Genomic DNA, 23,294 nt, shown 5'->3' with positions numbered 1-23,294 from the left:
CTCCAAAGTTGTATATGATTATTTACATTAACCTTTAAGCCCGCTCAAAGCTATACCTTTTGTTATAAAGCGCTGGTTAAAAATAAAAACCAGCAATGCGGGAATAAGCACAATTATGGCAGCCGCCATAAGCAGTGTCCAGTTCGTGGTGTATAGGTCCTGAAAATACGACAGTCCGACAGGAAGCGTTTTCATATCTTCAGACGACGTTACTATCAACGGCCATATGAAATTCTGCCAGTTGGCAAGAAAAGTAAAAGTTGCAAGGGTCGCAAGGGCAGGTTTTGATAAAGGGAGTATTATCTGCCAATAGATCCTCCAAAAACTGCACCCGTCTATTTTTGCGGCATCTTCAAGCTCGGACGGCAGTGTCATAAAGAATTGCCTTAGCATAAAAGTGCCGTAGGCAGTAAACATCGCAGGAAGTATCAACGCCTTGTAAGTATCGAGCCAGTTTAGCTCTTTTATCAAAATAAAAACAGGTATGGTAGTTACCATATAGGGCACCATCATGGTTGCAAGGTAGCCTAAAAAAAGCTTGTCCCTGCCGGGGAATTTCAGCCGTGCGAACGCATAAGCGGCCATTGAGCTTGTTATGGTCTGTCCGACTGTTACACATAATGCAACCAATATACTGTTTATATAAAATTTTCCAAAAGGAATTACCTTCCAGGCATCTAAATAGTTCCTGAAAACAAAGGGTTTTGGCCATAAGTCAAGCGATGCTGTAAAAACCTGGGATGATTCTTTTAACGATGTTGAAAACATCCACAGAAAAGGAAATAACATCGTGATCCCAAAAACACAAAGGATCGCATACGTTACCGTGTTGTTAATAAAATCTCTTAATTTTTTTATCTGGCTTAGAGTCATTTTTAAACCTTAATGTAAAAATCAAAATGCAAAATGCAAAATTATGGTGTTTTGTTTTTGCGAAACAATTAAAATAACTCGCCGAAGGCGATATATCATTTTTTATTTTTCACTTTTCCTTAAATTTTTTAAATGTATGTATATGTTACTTTTTTGCCGCCGTATTTCCAATTAAACAACGTAACTACAAAAATTATTAAAAACAAAAACCAGGCAAGCGCCGAAGCCTTACCCATATGGAACCAGACAAAAGCATTGTTATATATGTAATATTCGATAGTAGTTGTTGCCTGCGCAGGCCCGCCTCTTGTCATAAGATAGGCATTTTGAAAACCGCCTTGAAAACCTGATATCACGCCCATAATAAAGATAAAAAACGTTGTAGGCGATATCAGGGGTACTGTAATATGCCGGAATTTCTGCCAGAAATTTGCTCCGTCGATGTCTGCCGCTTCATACAAATGCTGAGGTATACCCTGTAAAGCCGCCAGATATAACAACATACTATACCCGCCTATTGATGTCCATAACCCCATGATTATAAGGCTGATCTTTGCCCAGACAGGATGGTTGAGCCAGGGCGGCCCGATTATTCCGATTGAAGCAAGCATAGTATTAAGCATACCGTAATCCGGATTGTATATCCATCTCCAGAGAAGGGCTATAGCTACCGCCGAAGAAACCGTAGGGAGGAAATATATCGTTCTGAAAAAATAAATCCCGCGCAAGGCCCGGTTCATTATAATCGCAAGGAAAAGCGAGCCTATCATCCCCAAAGGTATGCCTATCATCATAAAGACCGTATTGTAAAGGAAATACCAGAAATCCGGGTCATTTGCTTCAATATATCTCCATACGGCGATATAGTCAAACCACGACGAAAAAGTCATTCCATGGCGTACGTGAAACCAGAATAAATGAAAATAGTTTTCTAAACCAATAAATTTGGGAGCAGAAAATATGTCCCACTCGGTAAAACTCAATATCATAGAGGCGACTATAGGAAGAGATGTAAATATCAAAAAACCGATAAAATTAGGCAGGATAAAACAGTACCCTACAACTGTTTCTTTATTAAAAAAATCTTCAAGATTTTTTATTATTTTTTCCACTGAAATCCCTTTGTGTTTATGAGAAATTAGTATAGTAAATTATTTCTCTATAGTCAAATTTTTCATAAACAGCAGCTGGTAGACAGTGAATGAATTGCAGATGAGTTTAAGCGGAAAGATAAGGATTAAGTGGTAAGAATTACGAAACTCAATGTTAGTAGTTATTAGTAAAAAGTTTTTAGTTCGTAGTTAATCACGCCTTTAGACTACGAACTCATTACTCCGAACTAATAACTATTCATATTACCAAACTGATTTAACATGTTTATAGGAAATAATCTTCTTATCCGATGTCAATATCGTTGCATTTTCTTCTCGTGCTGTTGCTACTATTATCTGGTCTGCAGGATCACTGTGAAATCCTTCAGGCAGTGTTGTTGAACTAATTGAAATTGCTGTTGACAAAGGGACAATCCTGAATTTCGGCATGTCAATAGCTTTCTTAATCCATTCTTCCGTGTCGCAGGAAATAACAATCCTCTCCATTTGGATTAGTTTGCAAAACTCCCATATTGAGATAGCCGATACAAGCATTTCTTCATACCCGCGGGTATCACTAATAATTTCTTTTGTTTTTTTGGAAAGCATTTCAGGCTTCATATGCCACCAAATCCATATATGCGTATCCATCACATACTTCACTTGTTCGCCTCCCATTCTTCATCTATCGGTGCTACTATATCTTTTTGACTTATCAATGCTGATGAAAGCCTGCCGCAAGAAGCTTTTTTATTATGTGGTTTAAATGGGATTAGTTCGGCCAAGGCCTTGCCCCGTTTTGTTATGATTACTGTCTCATGCAGTTCAGCCACCCTGCTTATTATCTGAAGAGCATGGGATTTAAAATCTGTTACATTCATCGTTTTCATATAACCACCTCCTATTGTCATTATAGTCATTTCAAATGGCCATGTCAAGATTTGTTTAAAAATTGATTACAGATAGTTCTAAGCGATAAGAAACTCAATGTCAGGCAAAGAGATTTTTGGCTCATAGTCTTTAGTTCACGGTTTTTACTACAAACTACGAACTAATTACTCCGAACTTATTCAGCTATTTCTTTTTTTCATTAAACATCTGAACGAGGGTCTGCTTGAGGTTCGCCACTACTTCCACCTGCTCGCCTACAACGCTGGTTTTATTGATGATTTGAAGAAGTATCGATATTTGTTCTTTGGTAAGTTCAGTCTTTTGCTGATCGGACATTGGAAGGCTCCTTTACTAGAAATTTAAATTTAGCGATACTCCGCCACCGTAAGCAATTCCTCCGAATTCATATTCGGTTTTACCTGCAGGCACTTCAAAATTAAATAGTTTATATTTGGGGATATATGCAATATCGCATTTCAAGCCTAAATCTAAACTATCTGATATTTTATAAATAAATTCTGGACTAAATTCATAAATAGTATTTATCACTAAAATATTTTCTCTATCTGTAGTTCTCCAATCCCAGTTATAACCAGTTATGCTAAGCACGTCTGGATTTATACTGTTGTCTTCCATTTGATTGATAATATAAACACCCGCTCCCAACCTTGTTCTAAATGCATACTCTTTTTTTTCAAATATATTGAAGCTACAGTTAACAAGCAAAGGTATGGCCATGGTTTCGATTGATTTAATGATTGTCTTTTCAGAATTGCGTGATGGCCCACCATCAGACAGCAGATACTCAAACGCTCCATCGGAAACATCTTTTGCCAGTCTCCATTCATTACTTGTATTTTTACCAGAAAAATCCAATCCATATTCAAACCCGAATTGAAACGAGCCGCAAGATTTCATAAGCGAAAATCTTGCCGCTACCAGTTCCAGGTTTGCGTTTTTCTCATGTTGGCTATACTCAATTGAAGTTGCGCTTCCACCGCTTTTCTCTCCACTCACTAGCACATAATAATATTTCCCCGGGATGAATCTATATCCAATAGAAGTATAAGGAGTCCATTTGCTTTCGGCAGAAGCAACGGATGTAACAAAAAGAAACATCAGAACAAAGCAGTATTTGTTCATTAGTAGTTCTCCATAAAACAGATTTAGGCTCTCATAATTTATTTAGCCTTTTTTAGCTCTTCAATTTGAATTTGTTGTTCTTTTACAGCATTTACCAAAGCAGCAATAATTCCTCTGGAGTTAAGGCTATAATATCCATTTTCATCTTTTGGAGCAGCTTCAATAATCCCGGCTTCAACAACATTCTGGGCTATGAATCCTATATTACGAGCAGAATTTTGAGGGTCAGTTTTCAGATTAAAGAATTTTGGTTTTAATTTCATGATTTCCTTTAATCCATATTGCACGTCACCATATACACGCTTATTCCTTTCGTCTGATGATGTTCTCAAAGTATAATTTGCATCAGTATATACATCACCTTGACCAATACTATCGATACGAATTGAGCCGCTATCTAAGTGTAAGGTTTCACTAGGGGTAATAGTACCAATTCCAACTCTATTATTGGTAGGATCCACAAATATAGTGCCAGAATGAACATCAAGACCACCACTGATTATCGTATTTCCATTAACTTCAAGGCTTTCCGCAGGACTTGTCACACCGATGCCAACCGCACCTCCATTAGGATTTAAAATCAGTGGACGTTCGGTTGCAAGATTACTCTTGTCAACAGCCTGTATCCATGCACCGAAAGGTGTATAATTATTCGCTATTCCCATATCTATTACGGTATTGTTCGTCGTGTTTTCTATTCTGAATATCCCTGTTTGGGTAGAACCTGATGAAGCGGGAAATCCTAAAGACCCATTACATGTTAGTAACAACCCAGGATTTGTTGTCCCAATCCCCACGTTGCCGCCCTGGAATACTGCCACAGGAACATTCGTCCCAGTTCCCGCATATTGAACGTTAAGCATAGGTTTTGATGAGGCATTGTTTGCATCATAAAGGCGAAGTAACTCTGTATTATCACTCGTCCTTCCGCTAGCTCCACCGTAAACTATATCAAGCCCTCTTGTTCCTGACGTGGGCGAATCTACGTTCTGGTTAATGACAAGACATTTAACATAATCACTTGAATTTCCAATTGTAACCTTTGGATTTGTGCCCGAGGTTGTCCCGGTGATGCTTAATGTTCCATCATTACTTAATACGAGTGGATTATGGCCTGTCTCGTAAGAATCTACTGTCCAAAAAGATATCTTTCCGGCGTTATTGCTCCCACCATCGGGGCCACCATGGATATACGCTATTGTTTTTCCGCTTTGCTGCGCCTGCGAGTTATGAAACGAAATCAGGCCTACTCCACCGCTTCCAAAAAGAAGCTCTAAGCTTGCACCATAATTGGTAGTGTCAGCTATTGTAAGTACCCTATAATCGCCACCGGCTATATTAGGACTTGACGTTCCGATTCCAACTTGTCCAGAAGAATCTATGTATATCCCTTCATTGCCACCGTCCCCGCTTAGCCAGTTGTTATTAAGCATGATATTGCCGCTCGTCATCTTTAAGTTTCCGCCAGATACCTCCAGCTTCGCTCCCGGGGTATTCGTTCCAATTCCAACGTAATCACCCGAAGTATCCACAAATAAAACATTCGTATCAACCGCAAGATTCCCGCTTATCTTTGCATCACCGCTTACATCCAGTTTTGCTCCCGGGCTTGCTGTGTTAATGCCTACTTTTCCATCAGCTCTTATAAAAGTAATTATAGGGGTATTGTCACCAAGTGCGTCTGAAAACAGTTTTAAAGCCCCATCATAAGTAAGTTTGAACCTGTTAGCTTCTGCTGAACCCCATATAAAACCCCTGGCACTATCTTGGCCAATATCCGAACAAATGTCACCTTGAACGTCTAATCGCCTCGTAGGATTCCCTTTCCCTATACCTATTTTGTCTTCAGAAGCATCAATGAATAATAAATTGGCATTTGTAACACCTTCTACCCTAAAATCATAATTTCCAGCGTCTTCATTAAAAACCGCATTACCACGCACATCCAGTTTCGCGTTCGGGCTTGCTGTGTTTATTCCTACGCTGCCATCAGCTCTTATAAAAGTAATTATGGGGGACTCGTCTCCAAGTGCATCTGAAAACAGTTTTAGTTTCCCGTCATAAGTAAGCTTGAACCTGTTACCACCTCCTGAACCCCACATAAAACCGCTTGCACTAGCTTCGCCAATATCCGAACAAATATCACCCAGAACATCTAATCGCCTTGTAGGATTCTTCCCTATACCTACATCGCCTGTGTTAAGAATTATCGCTCTTTGAGTACCCGCTGTAGTAAACCTTATTTTATCTTCATCGGAATTAGCTTCGGTTTGTACTTTGGTGTCCTGATCAGCATCCTGAATGTAGGTGTCTACCATGTTGAACTCCTTAACGTAAATTTAAAAGGGATATATGGGACGTTGTTACGATAATGCTTTAAATGAAATCATGTTCGCATTCGCTCCGCCTTTATGAACCAGCCTGGTTACAGTAGAACGCTCACATCCAAATAGTTCTGCTATTTCAAGACTTTTTACTCCCAAGTATTTATTCCCATAATACGCTATAACAGATTTTGCTTCTGATATCTTGTTTTTTCTCCCCTTCTTTTTTAAGTCCAGCCTATCTATTTTATAATGTTCTATAACATCATCTACAAGTTTTTCAAGCGACCATCCTTCTCTTTGCAATCTGTCTCGTTGTATAAATATCCCTTCCGCTTCCTTTAATACTTTTTCCACAAAATCACCATCACCCAAAATCCGTTCATCTGCTGACCATTTTTCTTTTGACCGCCTTAAATTTAGCACCTCTTTCCAGCCGCCAACACTCCTTATTAATCCACCACCAGTCAAATCTTCCCGTTTCCCCTGCCCATTTGCTTCTGATACAAATTCTTCATATTTCCTAATTGCATCCAATTCCCGTTTCCCAAAATATTCTAGTATCTCACCGCTGCTCTGCCATTCCGCCTTCGTTTTCCCCATTATCACTGAATGCCCACTCCATCTGTAATTACTTAATCCCTTCATATCCTTGACTATCTTTGCTCTCAATGGATTTAAATGTATGTACCTTACCAGTTCTAACAAGTAACTGTCTTCTTGACATAAAACCGATTTATACCTACCCTGATATAAATATCCGCTCCGCTTATATTTCTTATTAAAATACAAAGCATATCCTGTCAGTAATTTCCTCATCAAGTCACTTAGTGGTTTTAGACCCGTCCTTATCAATAAATGAAAATGGTTGGGCATCAACACCCAACCATGGCATTTGTGTCCAGTTTCTTTTAGCCCTTCAGATAACCTGTAAAGAAACTCTTCACGATCTGCGTCGTCCTTGTATATCGCTTTACGCTCTATTCCACGTTGTATTACGTGATATATCCCACCTTCTATATTTATCCTTCCTTGTCTTGGCATATTCCGATTCTATCATTTCAATATTCATTTGTCAATTATCGCTTTATCGCATCTACGTCCCTCTTTTCATATTGAGATAGCCGATACAAGCATTTCTTCATAGCCGCGGGTATCACTGATAATTTCTTTTGCTTTTTTGGAAAGCATTTCAGGCTGCATATGCCACCAAATCCACACGTGCGTATCCATCAGATACTTCACTTGTTCGCCTCCCATTCTTCGTCTATCGGCGCTACTATATCTTTTTGACTTATCAATGCCGATGAAAGCCTGCCGTAAGAAGCTTTTTTATCATGTGGTTTAAATGGGATTAGCTCAGCCAAGGCCTTGCCTCGTTTCGTTATGATTATTGTCTCATGCAGTTCAGCCACCTTGCTTATTATCTGAAGAGCATGGGATTTAAAATCTGTTACATTCATGGTTTTCATACAACCACCTCCTATTGTCATTATAGTCATTTCAAATGGCCATGTCAAGATTTATTGAAAAAACGGATTACAATAGTTTTAAGCGGTAAGAATTAAGGATTAAGCAGAAAAAACAATAACAAGCAAAGAGTTCATAGTTAATGGTTTTATTACGAACCAATTACTCCAAACTATATTAACTGTTTTTCTTTTTTTCGTTAAACATCTGAACGAGGGTTTGTTTGAGGTGAGCTATTACTTCTACCTGCTCGCCTATAACACTGGTTTTATTGATGATTTGAAGAAGAATCGAGATTTGTTCTTTTGTAAGCTCAGCCTTTTGCTGGTCGGACATGTTGAACTCCTCAATATAAATTTAAATAGGTTAAATCCCTCTTAGCGAGAAAGACTCCTTTTTCCTTTTTAGAGATACAGTAATAATACTGCTTCAATTGATAATGGATTTATGTCAATATTAATGTTCGATGACGAAGATCGTGATTCATTTATTTGAAAATCTAGATTTTTTCGCCAATTATATGAGATATTTATTCCAACATCACAACGTTTTGCAAGATTATAATTAATGCCTAACTTTAAATATGGAGAAAAATCATTGGCCAAATAATTGTCATAACTATTAATCCACATAGAGCCTCTTGTAAAATTCATTCCTATTCCTGCAGGTATTGACAACCTATTTCTAATCTTATAATCATAAATATATCCTAGCGCTATTTCATTCAGTGAAATTATGTCATAATTTGAAATAGAATCAGTATTATAAGTATAATCAATAAACCTTTTATTAGTAACAGTAACCTTATTAGGCAATATCGTATAGGCAAAATCCAGATAACTATTGGATATAATTTTATATTTAATACCTATCCCGTAAAGGTTCAAGCTGTAGCCTTTCCCTTTTTGCGAAGAAATACTGGTATTGGAGTTAGAATATGCGACTTCATCACTTAATGTATTATTATTTGAAAAGAGATATTTATGAACGAAATAAAATTTTGTATTTTCTTCTGCAAGCAAAATTGCTGATGCCAGTTGAAAACAAATTATTGTTATCAATATATTTCTAGTCATTATACTGCCTCCAGGTTAATTTCAAAAATATTATACTGCACATAATTGTATATAGTAGTACTTTTCATCATCATCTGAATAAATACGCAAAAATTTATTAGTAACAGGAGATGCAGAGGTGTTTTGAATTACCCCATCTATTGATATATCTCCAACATTAAGAGTAGATGCATTTACTGTAGGCACATTTATTTGATTTGCACTTATTACATCCACTCCAATACTAGCAGTACTAATATTCCAATTGCCATCAATCCGTTTTTCAAAACTAAAAGCATTAGTGTATTGCTGAATGCGCAAACTGTTGTTTGTATTGGGATCTCCAATATATATAGCATCCCCGCTTCCTATTTCAATATCACCAGAAACATCAAGTTTACTGCTCGGACTTGCTGTACCTATTCCCACTCTATCATTTGCTGTATCAACAAATAAAACATTCGTATCAACCGCGAGATTCCCGCTTATCTTTGCATCACCGCTTACATCCAGCTTCGCTCCCGGGCTCGAGGTACCTATTCCTACTGCACCGTTTCCTGTAATTCTTACTCGTTCTGCATAATCCGGATAATATGTCCAGAAAGTAATTGGTTTATTTGCCCCTGCCGATGCAATTACACCGCCATTATCTGAATCATAACCCACATGTATTCCAAGATTGACCGCAGCATTTGTAAATAAACCTACCGATTTGCCCGGATTTTTGAGTTCCGTCCCATCTTTTGATACCTGAAACGGATATGTCGGACTAGTCACACCGACGCCAACATTACCGTCTTCCTGTACTCTGAAAAGTTCTGTGCCGTTGTCGTGAGATACTTTGAATGCTTTATCGCTGTAAGCGCTGGCGTTGTCAATGTCTATGCGGTATCCTTCATTTGACGTTACTACGGTGTCTGCCATTGAAAGCCCCCTTGTTAGATAAGTTTTAGGGCTAAGAAACACTTATGTTTCCTGACCTATATTGTATATTATGAAAATAAAAACAATGTCAAGTGGGAAAATTGACACTGCTGTCTGATTGTACAATTAAAAATAAAATTGCCTGGATGCTATTTATGACCGGTTGATTCCAGACTGCTTACACGGTTCTCAAGGTTTGAGACTTTTTCTTCTATTTCATTTATCCTATGCGTGTTTACAATTGACTTGCGTTCTACATCCTGGCTTTTTTAAGCAAAACTGTCAATAGCCGTAAGTATCTTTTCAACATCATCTTTAGTAGACATCGTTTCTTTAATTATTTTTATGTCATCACTGTTTTTTAAAATCGCTTTAGCCTGATTTTGAAGAGCATTTTCTACTTTTTCAAATCGTTGATTGACATCCTTTTTAAATTCCTCATGTATCCCAATAAATTCTTTTCGGGTTAAAAGCTCTTCATTTTGCTTTTTTGATGTTTGTTTCTTTGACATACAGACCTCTTTTATGTAAATTGACGTACAAAGTATATCAGAAATATTTTACTTTTTCAAGATAGTTTTAGGTATAAAAAAACTGTTTATAGCTTTTAGGATTTTACTATGAACTATCAACTAACAATCACTAACAACTACAAACTTCTTCGATTACCAGCGAAGGATGGGTTTTCGGGCTGCTTCTACTTCGTTAAGGCGGCTTACGGGCGTGTTTTGCGGGGCATTTTTAAGTAAATCAGGAGTATTTTGGGCTTCTTCCAGTATATTTATTAGAACCCTTGCGAATTCATCAAGGGTAGATTTTGACTCTGTTTCAGTGGGTTCTATCATTATAGCTTCTTCAATTATCAATGGAAAATATATGGTCGGCGCATAATATCCGTAATCGAGAAGCCTTTTTGCCACATCAAGGGTTTTTACCCCGCATTTGTTCAAAGGTTTTCCTGAAAGGATGAACTCATGCATACACCTGTCCCCGGCAGGAGCAGGAAGTTTTTCTTTAAGTATCGCCAGCAAATAATTTGCGTTTATCACTGCCTGTTCGCTTACTTTTTTTAAACCTTCTCTGCCCAAAGCTTTTATATAGCAATAAGCCTTTATTAGCACCGGGATATTTCCGTAAAAAGAGCGCACTTTCCCAATGCTTTTTGGGCGGTCGTATATAAAAGAATAAACGTTTTTATTTTTATTAATTACAGGTTTCGGCAGGAAAGGTTCTAATGCCTTCTTTACACCCACAGGCCCAGCTCCGGGACCGCCTCCGCCGTGAGGAGTAGAGAAGGTTTTGTGCAAGTTTATATGGATTATGTCAAAACCGAGGTCGCCAGGCCTTGCATGGCCCATAAGGGCATTTAAATTAGCGCCGTCATAGTATAATAACGAGCCGTTCTTATGCATCATATCGGTTAAGATCAAAATATCTTTTTCAAAAACACCGAGCGTATTCGGAGCAGTAAGCATAAGAGCGGCGACATCGTCCGTCAATATTTCTTTTAGCTTTGCCGGGTCGATATGCCCGTCAGGTTCTGAATGAAGCGGCAGTATTTCAAATCCCGCTATTTTAGCAGATGCGGGGTTTGTTCCATGAGCTGAATCAGGCACTATTATTTTGTTTCTTCTTTCATTCTTTGATTTAAAATATGCCCTGATGAGCAAAAGCCCTGTAAACTCTCCCTGAGCACCTGCTGAGGGTTGTAAGGTCATATTATCCATGCCGGTTATCTGGCAGAAGACATCTTGAAGTTCATAAAGTATCTCTAACATACCCTGTACGGTGTTTTCGGGCTGGTACGGGTGCAAATACCTTAATCCGGGCAGATTTGCGATCTTTTCATTAACAGGAGGGTTATATTTCATAGTACAAGAACCTAAAGGATAAAAGTTCGTTGTTAAAGAGTAGTTCAGCTGAGACAATTTAGTAAAATGTCGTCTAAGGTCAGGTTCGCTTACCTGAGGCAACTTCGGGATAGTTGCCCGCATATATTTTTGAGGCAAGATTTTGGATATATCAGTTTCCCCCATATCATTTTCCGGAACTGAATATCCGATTTGCCCTTCCTGAGACAATTCAATTAATATTTTTTCCATTTTATTTGCCAAGTATAGCCACCAATTTATCAATGTCTTCTTTTGTTTTTGTTTCCGTCACACAAAATAATAAGCAATCCGAAAGTTCCGGATAGAAACCTTTAAGAGCAAATGGCCCGATAATGTTTTCGGAAAGAAGGTTTTTTTCTATCTCATCAATATTTTTTTTTGTCCTAAGAACAAACTCATTAAAAAACAGCTGATTTTTAAAAGCCGGTTCAAACCCTTTTACTTTAGATATTTTATCGTAGGCATAATGACTCTTGCGTATATTTAATCCCGCCAGTTCTTTTAAGCCATGAGGACCCCAGCCGGATAAATAGACGCATCCTGAAAGCGCATTTAACGCTGCATTGGTACAGATATTGGAAGTAGCTTTTTCCCTTTTGATGTGTTGTTCCCTTGCCTGAAGGGTAAGCACAAAACCTCTTCTGTTTTTTGTGTCTATTGTCTGCCCTACTATCCTTCCGGGAATCTTCCAGGCAAGAGCTTTCTTTGCGGCAAAAAAACCAAAAGTAAAACCACCAAAACCTGTTGCACTTCCGAGGACCTGGCCTTCTCCTACAGCGATATCGCAGCCTATTTCACCCGGCGTTTTTAATATCCCCAGAGATAACGGGTTTAATACTTGTATCAAAAGTGCTCCGTGTTCTGTAGTTAATTTCCTTATCTCATCTAAGTCTTCTATACTGCCAAAAAAATTCGGCGATTGTATAATTACTGATGCGCATTCATTATTCACAAAGTTTTTTAATTTTGAAAGAGATGTTATGCCGTCAACTTGCTGGATTACCTCTATATCCACATCTGTTCCTTGAAGGTATGTCCTAAGCACCTGTTGGTATTCCGGATGAAGCAGGCCGGAAATAATAAGTTTTCTTCTTCCTGAACTTCTTAAAGAAAGCATAGCTGCCTCAGCCGTGGCACTTGCGCCGTCGTACATAGAGGCATTTGCAACATCCATACCGGTAATTTCTGCTATCATGCTCTGATACTCGAATATTGACTGTAAAGTGCCCTGGCTTGCTTCCGGCTGGTACGGCGTATACGCAGTGGAAAATTCCGATCTTGAAGTTATTTCTTCTACAAGAGTAGGAATGAAATGTTCATATATCCCGGCTCCTCTAAAATTAAGAAAATCTTTTAGGGATGAATTCTTCTTGCTTTTATCTTCAAGCAGTCTTATTAAGGCTTGTTCTGAAATGCCGGCTGAAATATTCAGGTCTTTTATTCTTGCAGATTTAGGGATTGACGAAAATAGTTCATCTGATGTTTTAACGCCTATTTTAGCAAGCATTTCCTGCTTTTCTTTATCCGTTACAGGGATGTAATTCATTGACTTAAATCCTTAGTTCGGAGTGATTAGTTCGGAGTTTGTAGTTATAGTCAGATTTTTACTACGAACTCCCAACTCCATACTCCCTACTACTTTAATGTTTTTTGGTACTCATCAGCTGACAGAAGTGTGTCAAACTCGCTCTTATTAGATGCTTCTATAATAAAAAAGAAACCATCACTATATGGTGAACTATTGACAAGTTCAGGGTTGTCAGCTATTTTGCTATTTATTTCAATTACTGTTCCTGAAACAGGGCTGTATATGTCAAAAGCAGCTTTTACGGATTCCACAACAGCTATGGGGCTTCCTTTCTCGGATTTTTTCCCGACCTGAGGTAGTTCCACGTGCACCACATCGGTTATTTCATGCTGGGCATGATCGGTTATTCCGACTCTTATTTTACCGTTCTCGTTTTTCGCCCATTCATGTGTTTTCGTATAACGAAGCTCTTTTGGTATATTGCTCATCTTTATCTCCTTAAATTATAGGGGTAAGGTGTAAGGTATAAGGTGTAAGTAAAAAAGTCATTACTTATCCCTTAGCCCTTATACCTGTCCACTGTTTTTTCTTTTATAAAATGGCTTTTTAACTACCGCAGCCTTTTTGGGCTGGTGATGTACTATAATCTCAACGATCGTATTCGGCTCAAGTTTTTGATTTACATAGCCAAGGCATATACCTTTTTTCAAAGTCGGCGAAAAACTTCCGCTGGTAACCCTGCCTATCTTAGTTGAATTCATCATTATATCAGCGCCTTCGCGCGCGATCCCATTTTCCAAAATAAAAGCAGTTAAAAACCTGATTAATCCTTTTTCTATCAGTTTAAGAAGCGCTTTTTTCCCTATGAATTCTTTTTCCCAGTATATAGTCCAGCCGAGAGTTGCTTCAAGAGGCGTTGTTTCATCATTTATCTCATGGCCGTGCAGGCTCATCGCAGCTTCAAGGCGCAGAGAATCTCTTGCCCCAAGTCCGCAGGGTTTGGCACCATTTGAAACAAGTTCCTGCCAAATCATAGGTGCTTCACAGTTCGAGACCAGTATCTCAAAACCATCCTCACCTGTATAGCCCGTCCTTGAAATAACTGCAAAATCAGGTTTATAGCTTTTAAATGCCGGTATCATGAAATTAAAACTCTTCAACCCCTTTAAATCTTCATTTATCATAGGCTGCAAAATTTTTTCCGATAACGGGCCCTGAAGCGCCAAAAGAGCTGTGTTCTCGCTGATATTTTCAAGAGTCACATTTTTAAATATATTTTTCTTTAGCCAGTTAAAATCTTTTTCTATATTACCGGCATTTACTATGAGCATAAAATCATTTTCTCTTCTATAAATTATAAGGTCATCAATGATCCCGCCGTTTTCATTCAAGAAAAGAGAATATTTAGCCTGATAAGGCTTTATATCCGGAACATTTGCCACGGTCATTCTGTTTAAGAAATCAGAAGCCATTTTTCCTGATACTATAAACTCGCCCATATGAGAAGCATCGAACAACCCGCAGTTGTTCCTGACCGCATTATGCTCATCTATTATTGATGAATACATAACAGGCATCTCCCAGCCGCCGAATTCAACAAACCTGGCATTTGATTTTTTGTGTTGTTCGTATAATGGTGTACGCATAATAGTTTGATTCATTGTTTTTTCCTTGGCAAATCAACACTTTGGTTCAGTAAATCCTCGCACGCGCCGTGTATCGTTTCTGCTACAGAAGGATGAAAAAAACTTTCTCTTACTAGATCATTTACCGTCATTTTATTTTTAATTGCAAACGCAATTATGGTTATCAGGTTTTCGGCATCAGGGCCGACAATATGCCCTGACAATATTAAGCCAGTACCTTTTTGTGCAGTAATTTTTATCCAGCCCTGCCGTTCTCCTAAGATAAATGCTTTGGAGTTAGCAGAAATAGGAAAGCGGCCTATGGCTACAGCATCTGAAGCAGCAACATTGCCTACGCTTGCTACAACGGGATTGCTAAATACTACTCTTGGAACTATGGGGTTAGTAGACTGAATCCCTTTTCCTAATGCATTTTCAACAGCTATTACGCCTTCAGCCTGTGCCGTATAGGCATAAAAAGCTAACCCTGCAACATCTCCGCAGGCATAAACACCTTTTTGTGAAGTTTCAAAGTGCGTATTTATCTCTATCGCCCGGCTGTTATAATTTATTTTTGCCGCATCCAAATTGAGCGGTTCAATATTGGGTTTTCTTCCTATAGCAACAAGTACCTGTTTGGCTTTGTTTATGTATTCACTTAAAGATTCAACTCCGACATTTACTTTTATCCCGTTCCTTTGAAGGATCTTTTTAACTTCTTCCACCAGTTCCATGTCTTCACCTGGAAGAAGCTGTTTTTCTTTTTCAACCAGTTCTACTTCACAGCCAAACCCCGAAAGGATCGTAGCCAGCTCTATCCCGATCGCTCCGCCGCCTACGACAAGCATAGATTTTGGCGTTTCTTTGAGATTTAGTATATCGGTTGAATCCAAAACTTTTTTGTGGTCTATTGCAAGGGTAGGGATAGTCTTTGGCAAAGAACCTGTAGCAATTATAATCCTATTTGCCTTTGTCTTGATCTTGCCTTGTGAACTGATCTCTATTTCGATTTCTTTTGGACCTGCAAAATTGGCTTTTCCCTCTACTATTCCAATTGAATAGCTTTCCAGCAGTTTTTCTATGCCTTTTGATAACAATTCAACGGTTCTGTTTTTCTTTTCAATAACTTTTAAAAGATCAATTTTCTCCATATTTGAGATTATTCCAAAGGAGTTTGAGTTCTTGATCCTTTTTGCCAGGTTCAGCGCTTCCCAAATAAATTTTGTGGGCACGCACCCTCTGTTAAGGCAGGTACCGCCGAGTTTTTCTTCTTCGATTAAAAGAACTTTTGACAACCCCAGCTGTGATGCTCTTATGGCGGCACTGTAACCCGCGGGCCCACCGCCGATAACTATTAGATCATATTCTTTTTCTATAGTCATAACTACACTTCGACTTTCGGTAAATGAGTAAGAGCTTCCTTGATCTTATGTTCAGGATGCTCATAATCGGTCAATTCTTTGTTCAGGTACTTTTCATAAGCTGTAAGGTCAAAGTGCCCGTGGCCTGAAAAATTAAAAAGGATGGTTTTCTTTTCCCCTGTTTTCTTGCATTTAAGAGCTTCATCGATAGCTATTTTGATTGCATGAGAAGTTTCCGGGGCAGGTATTATCCCTTCTGTTTTTGCAAAAGTAATAGCAGCTTCAAAAGTAGGGTTCTGATGAACTGCAACGGCTTCGATTATATTTTCATTTTTCAGCAAAGAAACTATCGGCGACATTCCATGGTAGCGCAAACCGCCTGCATGTATGCCTTCCGGGACAAAAGTATGACCGAGAGTGAACATCTTAACGATCGGGGCCATGCACGCGGTATCTCCGTAATCAAATGCATACGGGCCTTTTGTCAAAGTAGGGCAAGCCTCTGGTTCAACAGCAATGACCCTTAAATCTTTCTTTTTGCCCTGCAGTTTATCCATTAAGAACGGGAAAGAAACCCCTCCGAAGTTTGAGCCGCCGCCGACACATGCTATGACTATATCGGGATATGCATCTGCTTTCTCAAGCTGTTTTTTCGCTTCTATACCTATAACTGTCTGGTGCATTAAGACATGGTTAAGCACGCTTCCTAAAGAATATTTTGTGTCATCATGTTTGGCTGCGTCTTCAACTGCTTCAGATATAGCTATTCCCAGCGACCCTAAAGAATTCGGGTTTTCAGCAAGTATTTTCCTGCCCGAATCAGTTTTATTTGTAGGGCTGGCAAATACCTCAGAACCCCAAACATGCATCATGATACGCCTGTACGGTTTCTGTTCATAAGACACTTTCACCATATAGACCGTGCATTTTAGCCCGAATATATTGCAGGCAAAAGAAAGGGCAGAACCCCATTGCCCGGCGCCTGTTTCAGTAGCTATTCTTTTCACTTTCTCCTGTTTGTTATAGTAAACTTGTGCGATTGCCGTATTGGTTTTATGACTCCCGGGAGGGCTTACCGATTCATTTTTGTAATAAATCTTGGCCGGTGTATCAAGGAATTTTTCAAGGTTCCTAGCCCGCATCAGAGGCGACGGCCTCCAGAGCTTCATTATATCCCTAAGTTCTTCTGGTATCTCTATCCATCTTTCTGTGCTTACTTCCTGCTTTATAAGCTCCATAGGGAATAAAGGCGCCAGGTCCTGAGGCCCGATCGGTTTTTTTGTGCCAGGATGTATAACCGGAGGTAAAGGTTTTGGAAGGTCCGCCTGAATATTGTACCATTTATCCGGTATTTCTTTTTCAGACAGCAAAATCTTTGTTTCGTCCATGAGTTTTTCCTCCTATTTTTTATTTTCAACCAAAATAATATGTCAATTATAAATCTTTAACAAAAATTTGTCAATCCTGCTATAAAATTTCATTGCATCAGGCTATTTCCACTATATCTCCCATCTTTAGTCCCACGGCTTTTACGGTATTTGAGGACAATTCAAGCACTTGGCATGCATTTTTGACCGGCAGGACAACTCTATAAGGTTTAAGACCTTCTATTATCCTGACAACCCTGCCCTCTTTGTCACGAAAGATGATATCGATCTGAAACCTCATAAAGAAAGTGTGTATGCTGTTGCAGTGTGACAGTAACAAGCCCTCGCTTGAGGGTACCTTTATGAACATCCAACCAACCAGCTTTTCAAAGAAAGATCCGGCAACTTTTATGTTATACTCTGTTTTGCGCCCATTTATAAAAAGAGTTTTGAAGCGGTTATCCATTTAAATATTATATAAAAAATGAAATGAATTGAAAAATGCTGTAATTTATTCTATAATTAGCCAGCCTGGTACTATCAGGGATTTTGCAGTTTTTAACTGTCCCTAAAAGGAAATAAAATGAAATACCTCACAAGCGGAAGTATTTTTTATAAAACTATTCTTTTCTTTGCGGTTATCATTATTATTATACTTGCTTATATATTTGGCTTTTATTTACTGCCTTTAAAAGAACAGGCTCTAAAAGATAATGTTTTTGAAAAGGTTAATGCGATTTCCAACCTTTCTGAACCAGTAATAACCAAAGCTTTAAGGAACCAGGACGACATTTCCCTCTTGTCCCAAATCGAAAAGATGATGAAGGTAAGCGATATCAGCACAGTCTACGTTTTAGACAGCACCGGAACGGTAGTAAGCCATGACAGGACAGGTGAATGGGGCAAGGTTTATAAGGACGCTATTACTAAAAAAATATTGTTGAATAGAAAGATTTCTTTATACAAATCCAGCGAAGGATACTTATATGCAACACCTCTTATTTCCTCTAAAACCCTGATTATAGGCATTTCAACCTACAAGACAGATACCAGGTATGACCTGATAAAGAAAAATGCGCTTTATGTTTCCCTGACTATATTTGTTCTGGCAATGCTTTTTTTTACATTATTTTTAATTGTTCAGTTTAGGCTGCAACTTAAAAATTTGGGAGAGTTGCTGACGTCCGTAAATGCAGGAACCATGGATAGAATAGAAATCGATAATAATAATGAAGTATCGGAGATTTCCTTACTGATCAATGAATTAATCGATAAATATAAAACACAGGAAAAAACAGTTTTAGCAAAAATAAGCCAGCTTAAAGAAAATGATATGTTACTTATCCGGGCAGTGTCGGAAAATTTAAAAAACGGCATTATAGTTACAAATTCTGATAATAAGGTCATCTATCTAAACAAAGAGATAAGCGCCATATTATCCATAAAGCAGGAAGATTGCATAGGTAAACATATATTAGATGTACTGGACAAGCCGCAATTTATCGATGTATTGAAAAAATCCACAGAAAACCTCAACGTAACGGTCGAAGACAGCGTAGATAATAAACCCCTAAAGCTGATTACTGTAGGAAACAGCAGCAAAGAAATATTGGGCACTATTATTACAGCTGATTGACCATCTGAAATTCTTTCCCACTAGTTTTTTATAAGGTTATGTTGCAGGATGTGTTCGAATAGATTTTTGCCTACCTGATAATATCCTTGTTTGTTTATATGCCCTCCGGAAGTTTTAATTCTATTAAATTCTGCAACACTGTACCTGCTTTCGAGTATTTTTGTTGCAGTAAATAATTTATTCATTATGTCTTTCATTTAATAAATGCGGGCAGTACTAAAACCCTCCGGACGAGATAAAGGAAAGGACTATAGGGCCAAATATAATTATAAATATTGTAGGGAATATAAACAGCACAAGAGGGAACATCAGTTTTAGCGGGGCCTCTCCAGCCATTTTCTCTGCTAATTGTGTTCTTTCAACCCTGAATTGATCGGCAAGGATTTTTAAAATCGGCGCAAGGCTCCCTCCCAGGGTAAAAGCATTAGTTAGTGAACTTACCACTGAACTAAGAGGTTTATATTGCAGCCGTTTTGCCATATCCTTAAATGCCTCATCTCTTGATTTACCCAGTTTTATTTCCTGCTGCACCAAATGCAGTTCGGATATTAGTTCTCCTTTTTCAGATTCGATTATTTTATTTAAAGCATTATTAAAATCAAGCCCTGCTTCTACCATTAATGTAAGGAGGTCCAAAGTATCGGGCAGTTGTCTGAAAATCGCTTTATGTTTAGCCTTCACTTTTTCTTTTACCGTAATAAGAGGAAGATAAAATCCCATAATAAGAAATATTAAAAGTAAAAGTATGTCATAGACTTCAAACACAAGCAGTAAAAATAAAAACACACCAAACCCTGATAAAATTTGAATGCCTATAAATGTTTGGGGCTTTATCGTGCTGTATGGTTTACCTAGTATTTCAAGGCTTTCTTCAATAACTTTTGACATCTGTTGGAGAAGCGGGATCCTAAATTTTTTTAAGTTTTCACCGATTCTATCCGCAAGGTAGAACATAAACCCGCTTAGCCCCTTAAAATTAAAATCAGATAAATTATGAAGCCTCTCTTTCATTTTTTTGTTAAACGCAAATTTAGAAAGATAATCAATCAAAGCAAACGATAAAATTGAAAATGAGGCGCCTAGTAATAATGATATAATTAAAGTATACATTTTTTATATGTCTATTTTTATTATTTTATTTATAAATACAAACCCTATAGATACCATAAAAATAACCATAACTAAAAGTGCATTTCCAAGAGTAGTTGTAAACATAAGTCCGAACATGCCTGGTTCCAGGAAGTAAAGTATTATCAACAATAAAAATGGTATACAGCCTATAATAAGGCCAGAGGCTTTTCCTTGTGCTGTTAAGGCATTGATTTTTCCTTGAAGCTTATGCCTTTCCCGCATTGTGTCAGAAAGGCGCGTTAATATTTCACCAAGGTTCCCGCCAGTTTCTTTGGCAAGATTAATTGACGTTATAGCTATTTTAAAGTCTTTACTTTTTACTCTTTTGGTAATTTCAAGCAAAGCTTTTTCTATAGGAATACCCAGCTTTATTTCTTGCATTGCCTTTGAGAACTCAAGCGCAATAGGAGGTTTTGATTCATTTATCATATTTTCAAGTGCCTGCAAAAGGGATTGCCCTGATTTTACAGAGTTAGTAATTATTCCAAGGGCATCTATGAGCTGGTTTTCAAACTTATCCTTCTCTTTTTGAATTATTCTAGCGAAGTAACTCCCTATTAAAATATAAGCCCCGCCTGCGGTCACAAAAGAAAATAAGGCCTTGTTCAAAAGCATTTGAAACAAAAGAAAAATAAATAACGCAAAAATTATCCTGATCTTCTTAGATGATTTCGAATTTTGATTTTCAGCTAATGTGGCGAATGCTTTTTTTAATTCATTACTAATGCTAATTGTCTTTTTAGGGGCAGATGGTTTAATCCTCTTAGCGGAAGTATTAGAAATTAACTTCATAAAAATAGATGTCAAAATTGCCGCCCCAACGCCGGCTGAAATAATAATTATTATTTTAAATAGGAATATCATAGCAATTTTCCCTTATTGAAAATATTCTTATCTATTCTTAAACCGTGCGTTTCTACTTGCACAATGAATGTCGGAATATTGCCTGTTGAAATGAAATTTCCCAGCACTTTACCATCACTTACTCCAGTTTGCTCAAATTTAAATATAGATGAAAGCATAATTTCATTATCTTTAATACCGGTAATTTCTGATATTTCAGTAATCTTTCTTGAACCGTCGGATAGGCGGTTAAGCTGTACAATGACCTGTACAGCCGAGGCTATCTGTTCTTTGATAGCTTTATCCGGAAGCTCTGTCCCTGACATTATGGCCATCGTTGCGATACGGGAGATGCCGTCCTTTGGCGAGTTTGCGTGGATTGTTGTAAGAGATCCGTCATGTCCGGTATTCATTGCCTGCAGCATATCAAGGGTCTCTCCACCCCTGCATTCCCCGACCACTATCCTATCCGGCCTCATTCTGAGAGCATTTATTACAAGCCGTCTTATAGAGATCTCTCCGGTTCCTTCGATAGAGGGCGGCCTTGATTCAAGGCTTATTACATGTTTTTGCGGCAGTTTAAGTTCAGCAGAATCTTCTATTGTAACAATCCTTTCATCTTCGGGTATAAAGCCGGACGTTACATTTAGAAGCGTAGTTTTCCCTGAACCCGTACCGCCGGATATAACTATATTTTTGCGGAGTTTTACGCACATTTCAAGGAACTCGGCCATTTGTTTTGTCAAAGCGCCAAAACCTATTAAATCATCTGCGATTAATTTCTTTTTAGAAAATTTCCTGATTGTTATAGCAGGGCCCATCAGAGAAAGCGGCGGTATAATGATATTAACACGCGAGCCGTCAGATAACCTGGCATCTACCAAAGGGGAGGATTCATCAACCCTTCTTCCAATAGGAGAAACTATTCTATCAATAATGACTCTTAATTGTTCTTCACTGCTGAACCTCTCTCCTGTATAATGAATTTTACCTTTTTTCTCCACGAATATATCATTCGGGCCATTTACCATTATTTCCGTGATGTCAGGGTTATTTAAGAATTGCTCCAAACAACCGAGCCCTAACACTTCATTTATCATTTCTTCAACAAGATTATATCGTTCTTCTCTCGACAGGTCTTTTTTTTCATTCGCCAAAAGATCCTGTATAATTTTTCTGGTTTTATCCTTTACTTCTTCCATTTTATGCTTATCTGCCAAGTTCTCAAGGTCGGTATTTTTAAGATCAAGCTTCGAAATAAGTTTTTTATGTATTTTTTGTTTTAACTCAATATAGTCAATACTGCTGTTTGATGACCCTATAGTATTTACATCGGCTCCTCCAGATAGAATCGCTTCATTACTTATCATCTTTTCCCTTTTAACTATTCCTGAATAGGTTTCACTTGAAAGCATCTTTTTTGCAAGACTATTTATATCCACAGAAAATTTATTGTTTGGCCACAACAGGACAATGGGCTTTGATTCATTAATAGATATATTAATTGCATCCTTATCATAAGCTAATTCATGAAAAATTTGCATCCCTAAATGTCCCTCAACATACTTTATATCCATGTCATATTTTTGCGGCTTATTTAATACCGGTTTTACAATGCTTAAAGGAAAATGCCAAAGCTTTAATGCATCTAATAAAGTGTTTGCATGGCTTAGAGAGAGCAAATTTGGGGACACGGTTAATAAAGCAAGGTCTGAGGACTCCAGTATAGAAATTAACTGGTTATCATAATCGAATGACGTTGTGATCAGCGTAAAAGGATAAACCGAAGCTATTAAAAAAATTAATTCGGCTATAGTACCCGCTTCAAGTAATGACTTTTTTTGATTTTCGATCCCCGTTATAATGGATATTCCTGAAGAATGAGAAGAAATATACCCTTTTATCAGCTTGCTGTCTAATTTTCTCAACAGCGGAACTATATCTAAAATAGATTTATCCGGCTTATAATCCATAAGCGTAGAAAACTCATTTTTTCCGCTAAAGCTTAAATCAATAATTACGCAATTTTCTTTTGTTTGTTTTGCCAAAGATATTGCAAGATTCAGGCAAAGTATGGTCTGGTAAAGGCCTTCTTTTACCTGGAAAATAGATATAACTTTCCCCATTATATTACTCCTAT

26 protein-coding genes are annotated in these 23,294 nt (G+C 37.9%); 1 reads left to right on the top strand and 25 read right to left on the bottom strand.

Features of this window, described 5'->3' with window-relative positions:
* Positions 1-27: 27 nt before the first annotated feature.
* From LHV68_00965 to LHV68_00865, 21 genes are all read right to left on the bottom strand, one after another.
* Positions 28-873 (bottom strand): carbohydrate ABC transporter permease, encoded by an 846-nt coding sequence (locus LHV68_00965; protein MCB4790437.1) that lies wholly within the window; start codon positions 871-873, stop codon positions 28-30.
* A 128-nt stretch (positions 874-1,001) separates the two neighbouring features.
* Positions 1,002-1,985: a sugar ABC transporter permease gene (locus LHV68_00960; GenBank protein MCB4790436.1), complete on the bottom strand. Its 984-nt coding sequence runs from the start codon at positions 1,983-1,985 to the stop codon at positions 1,002-1,004.
* Positions 1,986-2,228: 243 nt separating this feature from the next.
* Positions 2,229-2,627 (bottom strand): type II toxin-antitoxin system VapC family toxin, encoded by a 399-nt coding sequence (locus tag LHV68_00955; protein ID MCB4790435.1) that lies wholly within the window; start codon positions 2,625-2,627, stop codon positions 2,229-2,231.
* Complete coding sequence (locus LHV68_00950) at positions 2,624-2,854, bottom strand: type II toxin-antitoxin system prevent-host-death family antitoxin (protein ID MCB4790434.1); 231 nt, start codon at positions 2,852-2,854, stop codon at positions 2,624-2,626. Before LHV68_00950 ends, LHV68_00955 begins: the two co-directional genes overlap by 4 nt.
* A 184-nt stretch (positions 2,855-3,038) precedes the next feature.
* Positions 3,039-3,191, bottom strand: a complete 153-nt coding sequence (locus LHV68_00945; protein MCB4790433.1) for a hypothetical protein — start codon at positions 3,189-3,191, stop codon at positions 3,039-3,041.
* Positions 3,192-3,206: 15 nt separating this feature from the next.
* Positions 3,207-3,998, bottom strand: a complete 792-nt coding sequence (locus tag LHV68_00940; protein MCB4790432.1) for a hypothetical protein — start codon at positions 3,996-3,998, stop codon at positions 3,207-3,209.
* Between the two features lie 38 nt (positions 3,999-4,036).
* Complete coding sequence (locus tag LHV68_00935; GenBank protein ID MCB4790431.1) at positions 4,037-6,316, bottom strand: tail fiber domain-containing protein; 2,280 nt, start codon at positions 6,314-6,316, stop codon at positions 4,037-4,039.
* A gap of 45 nt (positions 6,317-6,361) precedes the next feature.
* Positions 6,362-7,366: a transposase gene (locus LHV68_00930; protein MCB4790430.1), complete on the bottom strand. Its 1,005-nt coding sequence runs from the start codon at positions 7,364-7,366 to the stop codon at positions 6,362-6,364.
* A 66-nt stretch (positions 7,367-7,432) separates the two neighbouring features.
* The gene (locus LHV68_00925) at positions 7,433-7,567 is read right to left on the bottom strand and encodes a DNA-binding protein (protein ID MCB4790429.1); all 135 of its coding nucleotides are present in this window, start codon (positions 7,565-7,567) and stop codon (positions 7,433-7,435) included.
* On the bottom strand, positions 7,564-7,794 hold the full coding sequence (locus LHV68_00920; GenBank protein MCB4790428.1) for a type II toxin-antitoxin system Phd/YefM family antitoxin: 231 nt from the start codon (positions 7,792-7,794) through the stop codon (positions 7,564-7,566). The genes LHV68_00925 and LHV68_00920 overlap by 4 nt, the downstream gene beginning before the upstream one ends.
* Positions 7,795-7,969: 175 nt before the next feature.
* Complete coding sequence (locus tag LHV68_00915; protein MCB4790427.1) at positions 7,970-8,128, bottom strand: hypothetical protein; 159 nt, start codon at positions 8,126-8,128, stop codon at positions 7,970-7,972.
* A 68-nt stretch (positions 8,129-8,196) separates the two neighbouring features.
* Positions 8,197-8,868 (bottom strand): hypothetical protein, encoded by a 672-nt coding sequence (locus LHV68_00910; GenBank protein ID MCB4790426.1) that lies wholly within the window; start codon positions 8,866-8,868, stop codon positions 8,197-8,199.
* Positions 8,869-8,898: 30 nt separating this feature from the next.
* A complete protein-coding gene (locus LHV68_00905) occupies positions 8,899-9,771 on the bottom strand; it encodes a hypothetical protein (protein ID MCB4790425.1) in 873 nt (290 codons plus the stop codon).
* Positions 9,772-10,040: 269 nt separating this feature from the next.
* Positions 10,041-10,283 (bottom strand): hypothetical protein, encoded by a 243-nt coding sequence (locus tag LHV68_00900; protein MCB4790424.1) that lies wholly within the window; start codon positions 10,281-10,283, stop codon positions 10,041-10,043.
* A 153-nt stretch (positions 10,284-10,436) separates the two neighbouring features.
* The gene (gcvPB, locus tag LHV68_00895; protein ID MCB4790423.1) at positions 10,437-11,873 is read right to left on the bottom strand and encodes an aminomethyl-transferring glycine dehydrogenase subunit GcvPB; all 1,437 of its coding nucleotides are present in this window, start codon (positions 11,871-11,873) and stop codon (positions 10,437-10,439) included.
* 1 nt (position 11,874) lies between these two features.
* Positions 11,875-13,209 (bottom strand): aminomethyl-transferring glycine dehydrogenase subunit GcvPA, encoded by a 1,335-nt coding sequence (gene gcvPA, locus LHV68_00890; protein ID MCB4790422.1) that lies wholly within the window; start codon positions 13,207-13,209, stop codon positions 11,875-11,877.
* A gap of 89 nt (positions 13,210-13,298) precedes the next feature.
* The gene (gcvH, locus tag LHV68_00885; protein MCB4790421.1) at positions 13,299-13,679 is read right to left on the bottom strand and encodes a glycine cleavage system protein GcvH; all 381 of its coding nucleotides are present in this window, start codon (positions 13,677-13,679) and stop codon (positions 13,299-13,301) included.
* A 78-nt stretch (positions 13,680-13,757) separates the two neighbouring features.
* On the bottom strand, positions 13,758-14,852 hold the full coding sequence (gcvT, locus tag LHV68_00880) for a glycine cleavage system aminomethyltransferase GcvT (GenBank protein MCB4790420.1): 1,095 nt from the start codon (positions 14,850-14,852) through the stop codon (positions 13,758-13,760).
* Complete coding sequence (locus tag LHV68_00875) at positions 14,849-16,198, bottom strand: NAD(P)/FAD-dependent oxidoreductase (protein ID MCB4790419.1); 1,350 nt, start codon at positions 16,196-16,198, stop codon at positions 14,849-14,851. The genes gcvT and LHV68_00875 overlap by 4 nt, the downstream gene beginning before the upstream one ends.
* A gap of 2 nt (positions 16,199-16,200) precedes the next feature.
* On the bottom strand, positions 16,201-17,565 hold the full coding sequence (locus tag LHV68_00870; protein ID MCB4790418.1) for a TrpB-like pyridoxal phosphate-dependent enzyme: 1,365 nt from the start codon (positions 17,563-17,565) through the stop codon (positions 16,201-16,203).
* Positions 17,566-17,662: 97 nt separating this feature from the next.
* The gene (locus LHV68_00865) at positions 17,663-18,010 is read right to left on the bottom strand and encodes a DUF192 domain-containing protein (GenBank protein ID MCB4790417.1); all 348 of its coding nucleotides are present in this window, start codon (positions 18,008-18,010) and stop codon (positions 17,663-17,665) included.
* A 117-nt stretch (positions 18,011-18,127) separates the two neighbouring features.
* Between LHV68_00865 and LHV68_00860 the strand changes: the two genes are divergently transcribed.
* On the top strand, positions 18,128-19,180 hold the full coding sequence (locus LHV68_00860) for a PAS domain-containing protein (GenBank protein ID MCB4790416.1): 1,053 nt from the start codon (positions 18,128-18,130) through the stop codon (positions 19,178-19,180).
* Positions 19,181-19,200: 20 nt separating this feature from the next.
* Here the strand turns inward: LHV68_00860 and LHV68_00855 are convergent, their stop codons facing one another.
* From LHV68_00855 to tadA, 4 genes are read right to left on the bottom strand one after another with little or no spacing between them, the layout of a single operon-like run.
* Positions 19,201-19,365 carry a hypothetical protein gene (locus tag LHV68_00855; protein MCB4790415.1) on the bottom strand — a complete coding sequence of 55 codons (165 nt, stop codon included), beginning with the start codon at positions 19,363-19,365 and terminating at the stop codon, positions 19,201-19,203.
* A 31-nt stretch (positions 19,366-19,396) separates the two neighbouring features.
* A complete protein-coding gene (locus LHV68_00850) occupies positions 19,397-20,290 on the bottom strand; it encodes a type II secretion system F family protein (GenBank protein ID MCB4790414.1) in 894 nt (297 codons plus the stop codon).
* A gap of 3 nt (positions 20,291-20,293) precedes the next feature.
* On the bottom strand, positions 20,294-21,175 hold the full coding sequence (locus LHV68_00845; GenBank protein MCB4790413.1) for a type II secretion system F family protein: 882 nt from the start codon (positions 21,173-21,175) through the stop codon (positions 20,294-20,296).
* Positions 21,172-23,280 carry a Flp pilus assembly complex ATPase component TadA gene (gene tadA, locus LHV68_00840; GenBank protein ID MCB4790412.1) on the bottom strand — a complete coding sequence of 703 codons (2,109 nt, stop codon included), beginning with the start codon at positions 23,278-23,280 and terminating at the stop codon, positions 21,172-21,174. Before tadA ends, LHV68_00845 begins: the two co-directional genes overlap by 4 nt.
* Between the last annotated feature and the right edge of the window lie 14 nt (positions 23,281-23,294).

The sequence above is a fragment of the Candidatus Liberimonas magnetica genome, assembly GCA_020523885.1.
Taxonomy (GTDB): Bacteria; Elusimicrobiota; Endomicrobiia; order Endomicrobiales; family JAFGIL01; genus Liberimonas; species Liberimonas magnetica.
This window is presented reverse-complemented; position numbering and strand designations above follow the sequence as displayed.

Excerpts from the sequence above, each read along its gene's own strand:
- LHV68_00855 (MCB4790415.1), bottom strand. The coding sequence starts at position 19,365 with ATGAATAAATTATTTACTGCAACAAAAATACTCGAAAGCAGGTACAGT.
- LHV68_00910 (MCB4790426.1), bottom strand. The coding sequence starts at position 8,868 with ATGACTAGAAATATATTGATAACAATAATTTGTTTTCAACTGGCATCA.
- LHV68_00940 (MCB4790432.1), bottom strand. The coding sequence starts at position 3,998 with ATGAACAAATACTGCTTTGTTCTGATGTTTCTTTTTGTTACATCCGTT.
- tadA (MCB4790412.1), bottom strand. The coding sequence starts at position 23,280 with ATGGGGAAAGTTATATCTATTTTCCAGGTAAAAGAAGGCCTTTACCAG.
- LHV68_00935 (MCB4790431.1), bottom strand. The coding sequence starts at position 6,316 with ATGGTAGACACCTACATTCAGGATGCTGATCAGGACACCAAAGTACAA.
- LHV68_00845 (MCB4790413.1), bottom strand. The coding sequence starts at position 21,175 with ATGATATTCCTATTTAAAATAATAATTATTATTTCAGCCGGCGTTGGG.
- LHV68_00915 (MCB4790427.1), bottom strand. The coding sequence starts at position 8,128 with ATGTCCGACCAGCAAAAGGCTGAGCTTACAAAAGAACAAATCTCGATT.
- LHV68_00900 (MCB4790424.1), bottom strand. The coding sequence starts at position 10,283 with ATGTCAAAGAAACAAACATCAAAAAAGCAAAATGAAGAGCTTTTAACC.
- gcvH (MCB4790421.1), bottom strand. The coding sequence starts at position 13,679 with ATGAGCAATATACCAAAAGAGCTTCGTTATACGAAAACACATGAATGG.
- gcvPB (MCB4790423.1), bottom strand. The coding sequence starts at position 11,873 with ATGGAAAAAATATTAATTGAATTGTCTCAGGAAGGGCAAATCGGATAT.
- LHV68_00875 (MCB4790419.1), bottom strand. The coding sequence starts at position 16,198 with ATGACTATAGAAAAAGAATATGATCTAATAGTTATCGGCGGTGGGCCC.
- LHV68_00965 (MCB4790437.1), bottom strand. The coding sequence starts at position 873 with ATGACTCTAAGCCAGATAAAAAAATTAAGAGATTTTATTAACAACACG.
- LHV68_00860 (MCB4790416.1), top strand. The coding sequence starts at position 18,128 with ATGAAATACCTCACAAGCGGAAGTATTTTTTATAAAACTATTCTTTTC.
- LHV68_00950 (MCB4790434.1), bottom strand. The coding sequence starts at position 2,854 with ATGAAAACGATGAATGTAACAGATTTTAAATCCCATGCTCTTCAGATA.
- LHV68_00905 (MCB4790425.1), bottom strand. The coding sequence starts at position 9,771 with ATGGCAGACACCGTAGTAACGTCAAATGAAGGATACCGCATAGACATT.
- LHV68_00850 (MCB4790414.1), bottom strand. The coding sequence starts at position 20,290 with ATGTATACTTTAATTATATCATTATTACTAGGCGCCTCATTTTCAATT.
- LHV68_00920 (MCB4790428.1), bottom strand. The coding sequence starts at position 7,794 with ATGAAAACCATGAATGTAACAGATTTTAAATCCCATGCTCTTCAGATA.
- gcvT (MCB4790420.1), bottom strand. The coding sequence starts at position 14,852 with ATGAATCAAACTATTATGCGTACACCATTATACGAACAACACAAAAAA.
- LHV68_00930 (MCB4790430.1), bottom strand. The coding sequence starts at position 7,366 with ATGCCAAGACAAGGAAGGATAAATATAGAAGGTGGGATATATCACGTA.
- LHV68_00865 (MCB4790417.1), bottom strand. The coding sequence starts at position 18,010 with ATGGATAACCGCTTCAAAACTCTTTTTATAAATGGGCGCAAAACAGAG.
- LHV68_00870 (MCB4790418.1), bottom strand. The coding sequence starts at position 17,565 with ATGGACGAAACAAAGATTTTGCTGTCTGAAAAAGAAATACCGGATAAA.
- LHV68_00945 (MCB4790433.1), bottom strand. The coding sequence starts at position 3,191 with ATGTCCGATCAGCAAAAGACTGAACTTACCAAAGAACAAATATCGATA.
- gcvPA (MCB4790422.1), bottom strand. The coding sequence starts at position 13,209 with ATGAATTACATCCCTGTAACGGATAAAGAAAAGCAGGAAATGCTTGCT.